13 protein-coding genes are annotated in these 12,564 nt (G+C 72.4%); 8 read left to right on the forward strand and 5 right to left on the reverse strand.

Features of this window, described 5'->3' with window-relative positions; genetic code table 11:
* Positions 1–78: 78 nt before the first annotated feature.
* Both MTF69_RS17465 and MTF69_RS17470 read left to right on the forward strand, forming a co-directional pair.
* Positions 79–1,008 carry a zinc-binding dehydrogenase gene (locus MTF69_RS17465; protein ID WP_243335478.1) on the forward strand — a complete coding sequence of 310 codons (930 nt, stop codon included), beginning with the start codon at positions 79–81 and terminating at the stop codon, positions 1,006–1,008.
* Positions 1,005–1,484 (forward strand): RidA family protein, encoded by a 480-nt coding sequence (locus tag MTF69_RS17470; RefSeq protein WP_243335479.1) that lies wholly within the window; start codon positions 1,005–1,007, stop codon positions 1,482–1,484. Before MTF69_RS17465 ends, MTF69_RS17470 begins: the two co-directional genes overlap by 4 nt.
* Before the next feature lie 34 nt (positions 1,485–1,518).
* Here the strand turns inward: MTF69_RS17470 and MTF69_RS17475 are convergent, their stop codons facing one another.
* Positions 1,519–1,776 (reverse strand): WhiB family transcriptional regulator, encoded by a 258-nt coding sequence (locus tag MTF69_RS17475; protein ID WP_243335481.1) that lies wholly within the window; start codon positions 1,774–1,776, stop codon positions 1,519–1,521.
* A 289-nt stretch (positions 1,777–2,065) separates the two neighbouring features.
* On the opposite strand from MTF69_RS17475, the gene MTF69_RS17480 reads away from it, so the two are divergent.
* Both MTF69_RS17480 and MTF69_RS17485 read left to right on the forward strand, forming a co-directional pair.
* On the forward strand, positions 2,066–3,829 hold the full coding sequence (locus MTF69_RS17480; protein ID WP_243335482.1) for a PucR family transcriptional regulator: 1,764 nt from the start codon (positions 2,066–2,068) through the stop codon (positions 3,827–3,829).
* 64 nt (positions 3,830–3,893) lie between these two features.
* Positions 3,894–4,622, forward strand: coding sequence for a tyrosine-protein phosphatase (locus MTF69_RS17485; RefSeq protein WP_243335484.1), 729 nt, complete (start codon positions 3,894–3,896; stop codon positions 4,620–4,622).
* Positions 4,623–4,691: 69 nt separating this feature from the next.
* Here MTF69_RS17485 and MTF69_RS17490 read toward each other — a convergent pair whose 3' ends face one another.
* Genes MTF69_RS17490 through MTF69_RS17500 form a run of 3 tightly spaced genes read right to left on the reverse strand, consistent with a single transcriptional unit; the run spans position 4,692 to position 8,406 of the window.
* Complete coding sequence (locus MTF69_RS17490; RefSeq protein ID WP_243335486.1) at positions 4,692–5,966, reverse strand: ABC transporter permease; 1,275 nt, start codon at positions 5,964–5,966, stop codon at positions 4,692–4,694.
* The gene (locus tag MTF69_RS17495) at positions 5,963–6,775 is read right to left on the reverse strand and encodes an ABC transporter ATP-binding protein (RefSeq protein ID WP_243335487.1); all 813 of its coding nucleotides are present in this window, start codon (positions 6,773–6,775) and stop codon (positions 5,963–5,965) included. The genes MTF69_RS17490 and MTF69_RS17495 overlap by 4 nt, the downstream gene beginning before the upstream one ends.
* Positions 6,772–8,406, reverse strand: a complete 1,635-nt coding sequence (locus MTF69_RS17500) for a peptidoglycan-binding domain-containing protein (protein ID WP_243335490.1) — start codon at positions 8,404–8,406, stop codon at positions 6,772–6,774. Before MTF69_RS17500 ends, MTF69_RS17495 begins: the two co-directional genes overlap by 4 nt.
* Positions 8,407–8,666: 260 nt before the next feature.
* On the opposite strand from MTF69_RS17500, the gene MTF69_RS17505 reads away from it, so the two are divergent.
* Together MTF69_RS17505 and MTF69_RS17510 are read left to right on the forward strand one after the other, a co-directional pair.
* The gene (locus tag MTF69_RS17505; RefSeq protein WP_243335491.1) at positions 8,667–9,065 is read left to right on the forward strand and encodes a hypothetical protein; all 399 of its coding nucleotides are present in this window, start codon (positions 8,667–8,669) and stop codon (positions 9,063–9,065) included.
* Between the two features lie 120 nt (positions 9,066–9,185).
* Entirely contained in the window at positions 9,186–10,133 is a 948-nt protein-coding gene (locus tag MTF69_RS17510; RefSeq protein WP_243335493.1) for a hypothetical protein, read from the forward strand.
* Between the two features lie 72 nt (positions 10,134–10,205).
* Here the strand turns inward: MTF69_RS17510 and MTF69_RS43735 are convergent, their stop codons facing one another.
* On the reverse strand, positions 10,206–10,652 hold the full coding sequence (locus MTF69_RS43735) for a response regulator transcription factor (protein ID WP_374323243.1): 447 nt from the start codon (positions 10,650–10,652) through the stop codon (positions 10,206–10,208).
* 164 nt (positions 10,653–10,816) lie between these two features.
* Here MTF69_RS43735 and MTF69_RS17515 point away from each other — a divergent pair, with 164 nt between their 5' ends.
* Both MTF69_RS17515 and MTF69_RS17520 read left to right on the forward strand, forming a co-directional pair.
* Entirely contained in the window at positions 10,817–11,695 is an 879-nt protein-coding gene (locus MTF69_RS17515) for a helix-turn-helix transcriptional regulator (RefSeq protein ID WP_243335495.1), read from the forward strand.
* A gap of 192 nt (positions 11,696–11,887) precedes the next feature.
* Positions 11,888–12,562 carry a hypothetical protein gene (locus tag MTF69_RS17520; RefSeq protein WP_243335497.1) on the forward strand — a complete coding sequence of 225 codons (675 nt, stop codon included), beginning with the start codon at positions 11,888–11,890 and terminating at the stop codon, positions 12,560–12,562.
* Positions 12,563–12,564: the final 2 nt, after the last annotated feature.

Consider the following 12,564-nt stretch of genomic DNA (forward strand, 5'->3'; position numbering starts at 1 on the left):
CCTACGGCCCCCCGCCGGGCCGGATCCGTACCCGCATGGTTGGAAACCCAGCCGCGTAACGACGTAGTAAGGAGACTAGTGAAGGCCTTCGCGCTGCGCCGTGCCGGTGAGCCGCCCGCCGTGCTGGAACGGCCCGTCCCCCACCCCCGGGCGGGCGAGGTCCTCGTACGCACCACGGCCGCGCTCATCTGCGCCTGGGGCGGGCACACCGCCGCCGGGGCGCCCACCGGGCTGGGCCACGAGGCCGTCGGCGTCGTCGAGGCCGTCGGCCCCGGCGTCTGCCCGTCCTACGTCGGCCGGCGCGTCGGCGTCGAGGGCCACGGGCGGCTCGCCGAGTTCTTCCGCGCCCCGGCGGCCGGGGCCGGGCTGGTACCGCTCCCCGACACCATCTCCGACCACCAGGCGCTCTACGCGGCGGGCGCGCTCCCCACCGGCTTCGCCGCCGCCGAGGAGTCCGGGCCGCCCCCGGGCGGCAGCGTCGTCGTCTTCGGCCAGGGCGCGGTCGGGCTCAGCGCGACCATCGCGGCCGGCCGGCTGCGCGGGGCCCGCGTCATCGCCGTCGAGCCGGAGATGAAGCGCCAGCGCCTCGCCCTGCGGTTCGGGGCCGACGTGGTGATCGACCCGGCCTACGAGGACACCGCCGCGCGGATCCTGGAGCTGACCGGCGGCGCCGGCGCCGACCGCGCGATCATGGCGACGGCCGCGCCCGCCGCCGCGAGGGCCGCCCGCGCGGGGCTGTCCGGGAGCGGGAAGATCACGTACGCCCGCTGCCGGCCGCCGCAGAGCAGCGGGGCGCGGCTCGCGCGGGCGCTGCACCTGATCGGGGACGGGCTGGTGGACCCGACGGTGATCACCACGCACGAATTCCCGTTCCACCGGGTCGGGGAGGCCTTCGGGCGGCTCGCCGCCAAGGAGCCGGGCATGATCAAACCGGTCATCATCTTCCCGCGGCCGGACAGCGACGGCGTCAGCGATAGCGACAGCGACCACAAGGAGATCCGCCCATGAGCAGCACCCCCGAAGAGCGCCTCGCCGCCGCCGGCCTGAAGCTGCCGCCGACGCCCTCGCCGGTCGCCGTCTACGTCCCCGCCGTACAGAGCGGGCACTACGTGTACACCTCCGGCCAGCTCCCGATGGTCGACGGCGCCCTCCCCCTCACCGGGAAGGTCGGCGCCGAGGTCACGCCGGAGCAGGGCAAGGAGCTGGCGCAGCAGTGCGCGCTCAACGCGCTGGCCGCCATCACCTCCGTCGCGGGGGACCTGTCCGCCGTGAAGCGCGTGGTCAAGGTGGTCGGCTTCGTGGCCAGTGACCCGCACTTCACGGGACAGCCCGGCGTGCTCAACGGCGCGAGCGAGCTGCTGGGCACCGCCTTCGGTGACGCGGGCATCCACGCCCGCAGCGCGGTCGGCGTGAGCGTGCTGCCGCTGGACTCCCCCGTCGAGGTGGAGGTCGTCGTCGAACTGCACGCCCCGATGGGCTTCTAGCGCCTGCCGTCAGGGGCGGCCGTCAGGGCGGCTGTCAGGGGCGGCCGTACTGTCTGCGGGCGCGGCGCTCGTGTCCGGTGAGTCCGCCCCAGATCCCGAAGTTCTCGCCGGTCTCCTGGGCGTGCTCGAGGCAGGCGCTGCGGGCCGGGCAGGAGAAACAGATCCGCTTGGCCCGGGCGGCGGAGCCCGAGGCCTCGGAGTAGAAGAGCTCGGCGCACTCCTCGTCGGAGGTGCACACCGCCTTCTTCCACCAGTCGTCGTCCCCGGCGGGCCGCGGAAGCGTGATCCCCATGGCCGGCACTCTCCTTCGCGTCGCCGTCCACTCCAGGCTGACAGCGGCGGACGGCCGGGATGAGGGCCGATCGGCACCAGCTGGCCGTGCCGATCGGCCGTACTGCGTTCCGCTGCGCCGGGCGAAGGGTCCCCGGCCGCGGTGTCCGGCAGTCACCGATCCCATGAACCGGGCCCATCGGACTCACCCCGATTTCCGTGGAATTACCCCAACGTAAAGGCCTGACCTGCGATGCAGCGGGGAGAGGCCGGGAAACGTGGAGGGGCCGGCGCATGGCAGTCTGGTGCCCATGAGGCTGCGTGATCTGCTGTCGTCCGAAGAGGCCCAGGCGCCTGCGGACCCGTGTCTGCTGCGCCTGTTGCGCCTGCCGGGCGGCGAGCGGGACCTCGACCGGCCCGTGCTGGGCACGGTGACCATCGACCTGCCCGACCCGGGGCGCTTCGTGTCCCCCGGCGACCTGGTGCTGTCCGGACTGGCCTGGCACCGGCGGCACCGCCAAGGCCGGCAGGACGCAGCGGCCGACCCGTCCGACGCGTTCGTCCGCGTCCTCGTGGAGGCGGGCGCCGTGGCGCTGGGCGCGGGCGAGGCGCGGTTCGGCCACGTCCCCGAGGATCTGGTGGAGGCCTGCGCCCGGCACGGGCTGCCGCTGCTCGCGGTGGGCGTGGAGGTGCCGTTCACCTCGGTCACCGAGTACGTGGCGCGCGGCCGGACCGAGGAGCGGATCGGCGGTCTCGCCGCGCTCGTGGACCGGCACCGGCGCTTCAGCACGGACCGGCAGGCCGGTGCGGGGGCGGACGCCCTGCTCGAACTGCTGCTGGCCGAGCTGGACCTGCGCGCGCACATCCTCTCCCCGACCGGCCGGCAGATCGCGGGCGCGCGGCCGCCGCTGCCGGAGAAGACTGCCTCGGCGCTGGCCGGGCGGTTCCTGGCCGCCGAACGGGCGGGTGAGCGGGCCCCGCACCGTACGGTCGCGCGCGGGACGGCCTTCTCCCTGTTCCCGGTCCGCTCCGGGCCCGGGGAGGGGGAGGGGGACTCCGCTCCCGGTGCGGCGCTGACCGACTGGCTGATCGCCGTCGAGGCCGACAGCTCCGACTGGAACGACGAACGCGTCGACCTGCTGGACCGGCTCGCGCGGCTGGTCGCGGTGGAGCGCGGCGGCCGCGACACCGACCGCACGATGCGGCGGCGCGCCGCCGAACGGCTGCTGGCGCTGGTCGGCTCGGCCGCTGCCGCCGCCGACGGGGAGAGCCGGCAGGCGCTGTTCGACGAGGAAGAGGCGGCGGCCCGGCTCACGGCGGGGGCCGCGGGGGCGGGCGGGCCGGGAGGCCCTGGAGGCCCGGGAGGCCCGGAAAGCCGGCTTCGCTGGCAGGCCGTGTCGGCCCGGCTGGATCCGAAGGGGGTGCACGGGTTTCCCGTAGCGGCGTCCGTGCGCGACCTGCTGGAGGAGGTCCTGCTGCATCCGCGGTGCCTGGGGCCCGACGCAGGACCGCGGATGGCCGTCACGGCGGCCGGGGACGGGGCCGAGGCCGTCGCCTTCGTGCTCGTCGGGGCGAACGCGCTGCTGACCCCCGACGCGGTCGTACGGGTCGCCGGCGGCTCGCTGCCGCGCGGGCTGCGGGCCGGGGAGCGGCTGGCCTTCGGCGTCAGCGACCCGGTGGGCGGGGCCGCGGAGTTGCGGCACGCGCTCGCGCAGGCCCGTAACGCCCGGCAGGTCGCGGCCCCTTCGGAAGCGGTCGCCGCCTGCGGGCCGGACGATCTCGCCGCGCACGTCATGGCGCTGCTGCCGCTGATCCCGGCCGAGGTCCGGCGGGAGTTCAGCCGTCGGCTGCTGGCCCCGCTGACCGACTACGACCGGCGCTACCGCTCCGACCTGGTGCCCACCCTGCGGGCCTTCCTGGAACACGACGGCTCCTGGGCCCGCTGCGGCGAGGCGCTGCACCTGCACGTGAACTCGCTGCGCTACCGGATCAGCCGCATCGAGGCGCTGACCGGGCGCAACCTGAGCCGGCTGGAGGACAAGATGGACTTCGCGGCGGCCCTGCGGATGGGCTGAGGCGGCCGGAGTAGCCTCTCGGTCCGCAGGAAGATCATCGGCATGGCATCGGGGGGATCCGCGCATGACCCGTCACATCGAGTTCGAGCGACTGCACAACTTCCGCGATCTGGGCGGCTATCGCACGCGGGACGGCTCCACCGTCGTGTGGGGCGCCCTCTACCGGGCGGACTCGCTCGGCAAGCTCGCGGGCGCCGACTGGGAGCGGTTCCTGGAGCTCGGCGTGCGGACGGTCATCGACCTGCGCTACCCCTGGGAGATCGAGGCGAAGGGCCGGATACCGGAGCCCGAGCGGTTCACGTACGCCAACCACAGCATCGAGCACCGGCCGTACGACCAGGCCGAGATCGACCCGGACACCGACCCGTGGCGGTTCCTCGCGGACCGGTTCGCCGAGGTCGCCGAGGACGGGGTGGCGGAGATCCGCGCCGCGATCGAGCTGCTCGCCGAGGGCCCGGGCCCGGCGGTCTTCCACTGCACCTCCGGCAAGGACCGCACCGGGCTGATCGCCGCGCTCGTCCTGACCCTCCTCGGTGTGGACGAGGAGCAGATCCTCGCGGACTTCGCCCTGACCGAGCTGGCGACCGCCCGCCTCACGGCCGACTGGCACACCGCCAACCCCGGCCGCACGATGCGCTGGCCCTCGTACGGCCGTGCGCCCGCCGAAATCCTGAGCCTGACCCTGGCCGGTCTCGCCACCCGCTACGGCTCGGTCCGGTCCTACCTCGCGGACGAGGTCGGCATCACCCCGGCCACGACGGAGCGGCTGCGGGCCCGGTTCCTGACACGGTGAGCCCCCCCCTCGCCGCCCCCGCCCGGACGGGCCCGGGCCTCGGCGGCCCGGGCCTCGGCGGCGCAGGGATCAGCGGCGCAGGGCCTCCGCCGGCTCGATGCGGGCAGCGCGCCAGGCGGGGTAGAGGCCGGCCAGGACTCCGGTGAGCAGCCCGAGGAACGGAGCGACCGCGACGGTGCCGGGGTGGACGACGGGGGTCCAGTCGCGGAGGACGGCGACGCCCACCACGGTGAGGGCGCCCAGGGACGTGCCGACGAGACCGCCGAGGATGCCCAAGGCCCCTGATTCTGCGAGGAATTGCGTGGTGATGTGGCGGCCGCGGGCGCCGAGCGCGCGTCGCAGGCCGATCTCGCCGGTGCGTTCCAGGACGGCGACCAGGGTGGTGTTGGCGATGCCGACGGCCCCGATGACCAGGCAGATCCCGGCCAGGATCAGGAAGAGCTGTTCCAGGTCGGAGGTGACCCCGCTGCGCAACATCCGCGGGTCCGGCGGCGGTACGGACTTCAGGTACTCGGGGTGGTCGGGGCGCAGTGCGGTGGGGGCGAGGCGGGCCACCTGCTGGGCGGCGCCGATATCGGTCGCGATCAGCATGCTGGTGCCGTCGCTCTCGGGCGCGCCCCAGATCTCCTCGGCCGTGGTGCGGGGCACCGCGACCGAGAGGAGGAGGTCGGACTTGCGCTGCACGTCCTCGATGATCCCGATCACGGCGAAGGGCTCGGAGCCGATGAAGACGGCCGGCCGGGTGTCGAGGGTGGTGATGCCGAGGCGTGCGGCGACGGACGAGCCGAGGACAGCCACGCGTTGCCTGGTACTCGAGTGGTACTCGTCGTAGAGGCGGCCCTGGGCCAGCTTGGGGACGGCGGCCCGCAGGGCGCCGGGTGAGGCTGCGACCACCTCGCTGGTGTCGCCCCCGCCGCCGCCCCCGCCGACCGGGGCGGAACGGACCTTGCCGGCCGTGGCATCGAGCCGGACCGTGTAGAAGACGCCCGCGTGCTGGACCCCGCCCAGCCGCCCGACGCGGAGGTCGGCGTCCACCGGGAATCCGGGGCCGGCGAAGGGGTCCTTGCTCCGGGCGACGTCTTCGACGGTCACCTCGGTGGCGGTGAGCAGGTTGAAGCGGCCGTCGATCTGGGACGAGGTGGTGGCGGTCAGGCCGAGGACGGCGACGAAGGTGCCGACGCCGAGGACCGTTCCGAGCGCCGTCAGCGCCGAGCGGGCCGGGCGCTGCAGGATCCCGGCGAAGGCCTCCGCGACGTTGTCGCGTGCGGTGAAACGGGAGGGCTCGACACGGACGGCGGAGCGGGATCGTCGCCGCACGGTCCGGCGGAGCTGGGGCAGGTTCATGCGGGGGCCTGTTCGCGCAGTATGCCGTCGCGGATCGCCACGGTCCGGCCACCGTGCGCGGCGACCTCCTGGTCGTGGGTGATGACGAGGACCGTCATCCCGTCGGCGTGGAGTTCGTCGAGGAGGGCCAGCACGGTGTCGGCGTTGACGGAGTCGAGGTTCCCCGTGGGTTCGTCGCACAACAGCAGCGACGGCCGGGCGACCAGGGCCCGGGCGATGGCCACCCGCTGGCGTTCGCCGCCGGACAGCCGGGAGGGCAGCGCGTCGAGGCGGTGGGCGAGCCCGACCCGGGTGAGGGCCTCACGGGCCCGGGCGGGGCGCTCCTTGCGGGGTACGCCGTTGTAGAGCATGGCGAGGGCGACGTTCTCCAGGGCCGAGCGGTGCGGCAGCAAGTGGAAGGACTGGAAGACGAATCCGATGCGGCGGCCGCGCAGGGCGGTCCGGTCGCTGTCGCCGAGCGCGCCGGTGTCGATGCCGTCGATGAGGTAGTGGCCCGTGGTGGGTGCGTCGAGCAGGCCGGCGATGTTGAGGAAGGTCGACTTGCCGGAGCCGGAGGGGCCGACGACGGTGACGAACTCCCCGCGCTGGATGGTGAGATCACACGGTTTGAAGGCGGCCACCGGCGGGGGGCCCGGGTAAGTGAGGCCCACCTGCCGGAACTCGATGACGGGCGGCACGGCCTCGGTGAGGGTCTCGGTGGCGGTCACGGTGACGGTGACGGTGACGGTGACGGTGACGGTGTCGGTGGCGGTGTCGGTGGCGGTCTGGGTGGCGGGCTCGGTCGCGGTCTCGTCGGCGGTCCCGGTCATGAACCGTCGCCGCTCTTGCCGCCGTCGGTCTTGCCACCGGTCCGCTTGCCCGCGACGCCGGGGTTGACTCCGATGACGACCGAGTCGCCGTCCGCGATCACGCCGTCCCCGGCGGGCCGGATCTCCACGTAGCCGTCACCGGTCGTCCCGGGCCTTATCTCGACCCGGCGCTGGGCTCCCGTACCGTCCACGACGGTGACACTGGTACGGCCGTCGGTCCCGGCGGAGACGGCGGTCACCGGAACGACCAGTGCGTTCCCGTCGGTCGCGGCGGCCTCCACGGTCAGCCGTACGTCCTGGCCGGCGAGTTTGGCGTCCAGCGCGGCGAGGGGGCGTACGAGCATCTCGTACCCGCTCGGACCGCCGGGGGCGGGAGCCTGCTGGCCCTGCCCGTCCCCCTGGCCGCCGTTCGGCGCGGCGGGTGGCGCCGACGCGGTGTCCGCGACCGACAGCACCTCGGCGGCAGCCGTGACCCCGCTGGTCTCGGAGAGGATCTCGACCTTCTGGCCGGTGCGGACCAGGCCCTTCTGGTGCTCGGCGAGCTGCCCGCGCACGACGAGCGCGCCGGCGGACAGGGTCATCGCGGCGCCGCTGACCGGGGAGCCGGGGCGGACGCCGACGGAGTCGGCGCGGGCGGGGAAGGACTCCAGGAAGACGACCTCGCCGGCCGGGACCATGGGTCCGGCCGCCGCGCGGGCCTCGGTGAGGCGCTCGCGGGCCTTGGTCAGGTCTTCCTTGGCGCGGGCCAGGGCGCGGGCAGCGTCCTGGGCGGCGCCCTTGCCGCCGGTGGTGCCCGTGGCACCCGAGGTTCCCTTGCCGTCGGTGCTACCCGTACCACCGGTCGTAGCGGCCGTACCGGTGCCACCCCCGGCGGACCTGGCGGCGGCCTTGACGTCCTCCAGGGCTCGTTCGGCAGAAGTGACCGCGTCCTCGGCAGCCTTGAGGGCCTCGCCGCCGTCGGCCACCGCGGGCAGCGGGTCGTAGCCGATCGACTTGTAGAACGCGCCGAGCGCGGCCTTGGTCCCCGCGCCGAAGGTGCCCGCCTTGTCGGATCCCGTGCCGTGGCCGAGCCCGGCGAGGGCCTTCTGGAGCTGCTTCACGTCATCACCGGTGGCACCCGGCTTCAGGTCCCGGTACACGGGCAGCGCCCCGGGCAGCGCGAAGACGGGGCGCCCGGACACCTCCAGGAGCACCTTGCCCGCCAGGACGGGATCCCCCTGCCGAACGGCGACCTTGGTGACCACAGGCTGGGCGGAGCCCTCCCCGCCCGCGACCGTCGGGGTGACCTGGACGGCCTGGGCGGAGGTGACCGTGCCGCGCACGATGAGGGTGTCGCGCAGCACGCGCTTCTCGACCCGCGCGACGAGTACGTCCAAGGGCGGCGGGCCCGCCTCGGCCGCGGCCTGCGCCGGCGACTTGATCACGAGCGAGGCGCCGACACCGGCGGCGGAGAGCAGCACGGCCCCCGCCGCTACGGCCGCCAGCCACGCACGTCGCCGGGACAGCCCGGCGGAGGGCCCGGCCGACAGCCCGGCGGAGGGCTCGGCGCCCCCGGATTCCCCGACCTGCCCGGACTGCTGAGGAGGCGGGACGAGTTCGGCCGGTTCAAGGTCTTGCGTGTCGCCCTTCATTAGCAGCCGGACAGCAGAAAAGTGGCCGAACCCAACAGTGGGGCGACTACGGATGAATCCCGTCGAAACGGCACAGCAGACCTCCTGGGACATCTTGCGATCACGGTCACCCTAAACCGAGAAGTGATCAACCAACCTGTACTCAGGGACAGTTGTGAAAGCAATCTGCCACGTGATCGACTCCGGGTCGTCGGGTTCGGCCTGAAACAACAGGGGCCTCACCCGCCGAAATCCGTCTTGCCCCAATCGAAAGGAAGACCATGAAGCTCCGCAATTCCCTGCGCACCTTCGCGGCTGCCGGCCTTATCCTCGGCGCCGTCGCCGTCAGCGCCGGTTCGGCCTCCGCCGCCGGCAAGGACGGCTGGCTCGAGGCCGGCGAGTTCGGCCTGTTCTGCACCGCGAACCAGGGGAACTCGGTCTTCGACCTCTACACCTCCGACGGCTACTTCCCGGACGACTTCTTCAAGGGTTCGCAGAGTTGCGCCGGGCACACCACGGACGACTACACCGAGTCCTACCACAACCGCGACACCTTCACGTGGGACGTCTACACCGACCCGCAGCGCGGCGGCTACCAGACGCACCTCAACCCCACGGAAAAGGGCAACTTCAACTCGCTCTACGGGAACAAGCTCTCCTCGGCGTACATCCGCCTCTAACCACATCCGCCTCTAAGCACATCCGCCCAGACCCGCACATGTGAGACGGCAGCTCCGCCCGTAAGCGCCGGGCGGAGCTGCCGCTCCCCGCACCCTAGCCGTCCCCGCATCGGAGCCACCATGTTCTCGCCGCGTTCCCCCCGTCCCGTCCTGACGGCCTCCGCAGCCGCACTGGCGCTCTTCCTGACCGGGTGCGCGCAGTCGGACGGCGGCGGATCCGACGCGGAACCCGGGATCGGCGCTGTGCCGACGCTCCTCGAAAGCCGGAACCTCACCTTGCCGATGGCCTCCTACCTCCCGGACAACCGGCAGCACGCGATGCTCAGCGAGGCACAGGACGTACTCGTCGACCAGTGCATGCAGCGCTTCGGCTTCCGCTACCAGCTGCGGCGGAAGGAGCCGGCGGTCAAACGGGACAACAATCGGCTGTACGGACTTTCCGATCCGGCCGAGGCTGCCCGGTACGGGTACGCCAACCCGCCGGAAGGCCAGGCCCAGAGACCTCCGCAGCAGGCCCTCGGTCCCAACGAGCAGCTCGTGCTGCACGGACTGGAGGTGGACCCGTCCCTGCCCGTCCCGATGAGCCAGGACGAGGCGGAGAAGTCCGACGTGGCGACCACGGTCGTCGCCGGCCAGAAGGTACCGGCGGGCGGTTGCCTGCGTGAAAGCGCCCTCAAGCTGTTCTCACCCACCAAGGACTCGGTGGCGTCCACGGATGTACAGGGCTTCGGCCTTGACTCCTACGCCCGCTCCCAGAAGGACAGCAGGGTCGTCGGGGCGTTCAAGTCATGGAGCGAGTGCATGGGCAGGCACGGATACACCGACGACAGCCCCATGGGCCAGCCGCCCGGCATTGACAGCTCCGGCATCAGCAGCCCCCAGGCGATCGCCATGGCCAAGCAGGACGTGGGATGCAAGAGGGAAACCAACCTCGTCGGCATCTGGTACACGGTGGAAGTCGCCTACGAGAACCGGGTCATCGAGCAGAACGCCGAGACCTTGGACCGGGCCAGGAAGCAACTCGACGCGCGCCTGAAGCTCGCCGCCACGCTCATCGCCGGCACCTGAACCGTGGACGAGTGAGGCCGTATCGGCGCGGCCATGGCCCCGCCGCCGTCATCCGCCCCACGCGAACGGCCGCTACGCGCACGGGCTGTCAGTGCCGCGAGCATCCCCACAGCCTTGTCCGGCGGAGCAGGTGGCCAAGCGGTGGTGCACCGCGAGGAGACAGGTCTGGACACGGGATATCCCACCCAGCTTTCCGCGGATGTTCTCCAGATGGAATTTCACCGTGCGAATGGACAAGCCGAGGCTCACTGCGAGTTCGTCATTCGACGGGCCGTACGCCATCGCGTGGAACATCTGGAGCTCCCGGTCCGTGAGATCGGGCAGCCGGAGAAACCCTTGACGGATCCATTCCGTCTCCTTTTCCCGTCGCCCCTGTTCGCCGGGTTCGCGGGAGGTGCAGCACGGACTCACGTCGCACTCGCTCCTTCTCCCGCAGCGAGAGAAGGACCCGCCTAAGGGAGCCCGCGCATCGCCGGTGGCGGTCTGGCCGCCCCGAGCTCCTCCCGGGATGAGTTTCATGACGTCCCTTCGGACGATGGGCGGGCCGATCCGACAGGCGTGCTTGATAGCGTGGAGGGCTACGCGGGATCCCCCCTCGAGGTCGCCAGATGCAAGTTATATGCATCCAGCGATCTGATCAAGCAGTTTAGGTCGCCGTCCCGGCACCGCACCGTGGAGTACCCATGCCCGAACGCCGCTTTGACGCCTCCGGGTTCCGCAGCGCACGCGCCGTGAAGGGCCTGACCCAGGCGCAGGTGGCCGCCGCGCTCGGAGTCAAGGACCCGTCCGTCGTCTCGCGCTACGAGAGCGGAGACGCGTCCCCGCCCCCGGAGAAGCTGGCTCGGCTCGCAGCACTGGTGGGCGAGCGCGTGGACGACCTGTTCCCGCGCTCCGGCCTGCCGACCCTCGCGGACCTCCGGTGCGACGCGGGCATGACGCAGAAGGACACCGCGGCCGTCACGCAGACCGGCTCGCCCTCTCCCGTGCGGGCGGCTGAAGGAGGACGGCGCAGACTGGCCCCCCACTACGTCGCCCCTCTGGCGGAGGCGTACGGCGTCAGCGTCGAAGAGCTGCTCGCCGCGGAGGAGCGTTCCTTCGGCGAGGACGTCGCGGCAGCGCCGCAGCATCCCCAGGCCCGGCAGCCCGTGGGGCCGTACAGCATCGCGAAGAGGATCACGACCCTCCTCGAGGGGACCGCCGAGCAGGACCGTCCCACGGATGCCGAACTCGCCGCACGCGGCAACGCCCAGGCGGGCCGCGCGGTCCTGAGCGGCCCCCTCGTGACGAGCCTCCGCCTCGGCCGGTCGACGCACGCCGACCCCGAGGTCCTGGAAGCCCTGGCAGCCGCCCTCGACGTGCCCGCCATGTTCTTCGAAACCGGCGACGCGGAGGTCACGGCCGTCGTCACCAGCCTGCGAGCGGCGCGCATCGGCCTGACCGCCATGGCGGCCCGCGGAGCCGAGAGCGACTCACAGAACGCCGAACTCATGCGCTGGGCCGCCTACATGTTCGGAGGAGGGCTCCAGGGCGGTGACGCCTCCCCGCCCCAGGCCTCGAGCTGATTCCACGACCCGGACGCGACCGCCGAGATCACGGCACTGATGCCCTTCCTGGACGCGATCACACGAGAAGACTCCCGGCCCCTAGAGTCGGTCCGGACGCTGGAACCGATCTGACCTTCAGTCACAGAAAGCGGCGGGGCGGGGCGCGACTCCACCGCCCATCGGAGGGGAACGCACAGTGGGGGCACACGGATGAACGACGGGCGGATGACCGGCATTCGCCGGAGGGTGCTCGCGGCTCTCGGCCGGCTGCCATCCCGTCAGGGCCTGCTCGCCGCGCCGGGAACCCACCTGGCACGACGATCCAGCGCGCGGGAGATCGCAAAGTTCTCCGACGCGGTTCTCGCGGGCCTCGACAGGCCGATTCCCACGGACCCGGACAGCCTGTTCGAGGTACTGAGAGCCGACGTGGAGCGGCGCTTCAACGAGCAGCACGCGGAACTCCCGTTCCGTCCGGTCCTCCTGTACTTCCGCAGGTTCCCCGTGGATACGGCCAGTGGCCTCACCGCGACGTTCGACGACCGGATCGCGATCATCATCGAAAGCCGAACGACCACACTCCACCAATTCGTGATCTTCGCGCACGAAATGTGGCACGTCCTGAAGGGAGAGTGCCTCTCTCACGGGGCCCACAGCGACACCGCCTCGGCAGCTGCCAGGTCACTCGGCGGCGAACTGGCAGGCGACGACCTCATAGCCCTGGCCGCAAGGAGCCACGTCGACACCCAGGAGGAAAGCGACGCGGAGGAGTTCGGGCTGCAGATGGGAGCCCGGCTGCGGGACTGCCTGAAAGGCGGCGGTACCGTACCGACAACTGGTCTGGCCGGCCGGATCCAGTCGAGCATAGGCCGAAGCAGAGGCTACTGAGC

Origin of the sequence: Streptomyces sp. AP-93 (assembly GCF_022808175.1) — a bacterium.
Lineage (GTDB): Bacteria > Actinomycetota > Actinomycetes > Streptomycetales > Streptomycetaceae > Streptomyces.

Bases quoted from the DNA above. Each gene is read 5' to 3' on its own strand.
- MTF69_RS17515 (WP_243335495.1), top strand. From the start codon at position 10,817: ATGCCCGAACGCCGCTTTGACGCCTCCGGGTTCCGCAGCGCACGCGCC.
- MTF69_RS17475 (WP_243335481.1), bottom strand. From the start codon at position 1,776: ATGGGGATCACGCTTCCGCGGCCCGCCGGGGACGACGACTGGTGGAAG.
- MTF69_RS17510 (WP_243335493.1), top strand. From the start codon at position 9,186: ATGTTCTCGCCGCGTTCCCCCCGTCCCGTCCTGACGGCCTCCGCAGCC.
- MTF69_RS17495 (WP_243335487.1), bottom strand. From the start codon at position 6,775: ATGACCGGGACCGCCGACGAGACCGCGACCGAGCCCGCCACCCAGACC.
- MTF69_RS17505 (WP_243335491.1), top strand. From the start codon at position 8,667: ATGAAGCTCCGCAATTCCCTGCGCACCTTCGCGGCTGCCGGCCTTATC.
- MTF69_RS17485 (WP_243335484.1), top strand. From the start codon at position 3,894: ATGACCCGTCACATCGAGTTCGAGCGACTGCACAACTTCCGCGATCTG.
- MTF69_RS43735 (WP_374323243.1), bottom strand. From the start codon at position 10,652: ATGAAACTCATCCCGGGAGGAGCTCGGGGCGGCCAGACCGCCACCGGC.
- MTF69_RS17500 (WP_243335490.1), bottom strand. From the start codon at position 8,406: ATGAAGGGCGACACGCAAGACCTTGAACCGGCCGAACTCGTCCCGCCT.
- MTF69_RS17470 (WP_243335479.1), top strand. From the start codon at position 1,005: ATGAGCAGCACCCCCGAAGAGCGCCTCGCCGCCGCCGGCCTGAAGCTG.
- MTF69_RS17480 (WP_243335482.1), top strand. From the start codon at position 2,066: ATGAGGCTGCGTGATCTGCTGTCGTCCGAAGAGGCCCAGGCGCCTGCG.
- MTF69_RS17520 (WP_243335497.1), top strand. From the start codon at position 11,888: ATGAACGACGGGCGGATGACCGGCATTCGCCGGAGGGTGCTCGCGGCT.
- MTF69_RS17490 (WP_243335486.1), bottom strand. From the start codon at position 5,966: ATGAACCTGCCCCAGCTCCGCCGGACCGTGCGGCGACGATCCCGCTCC.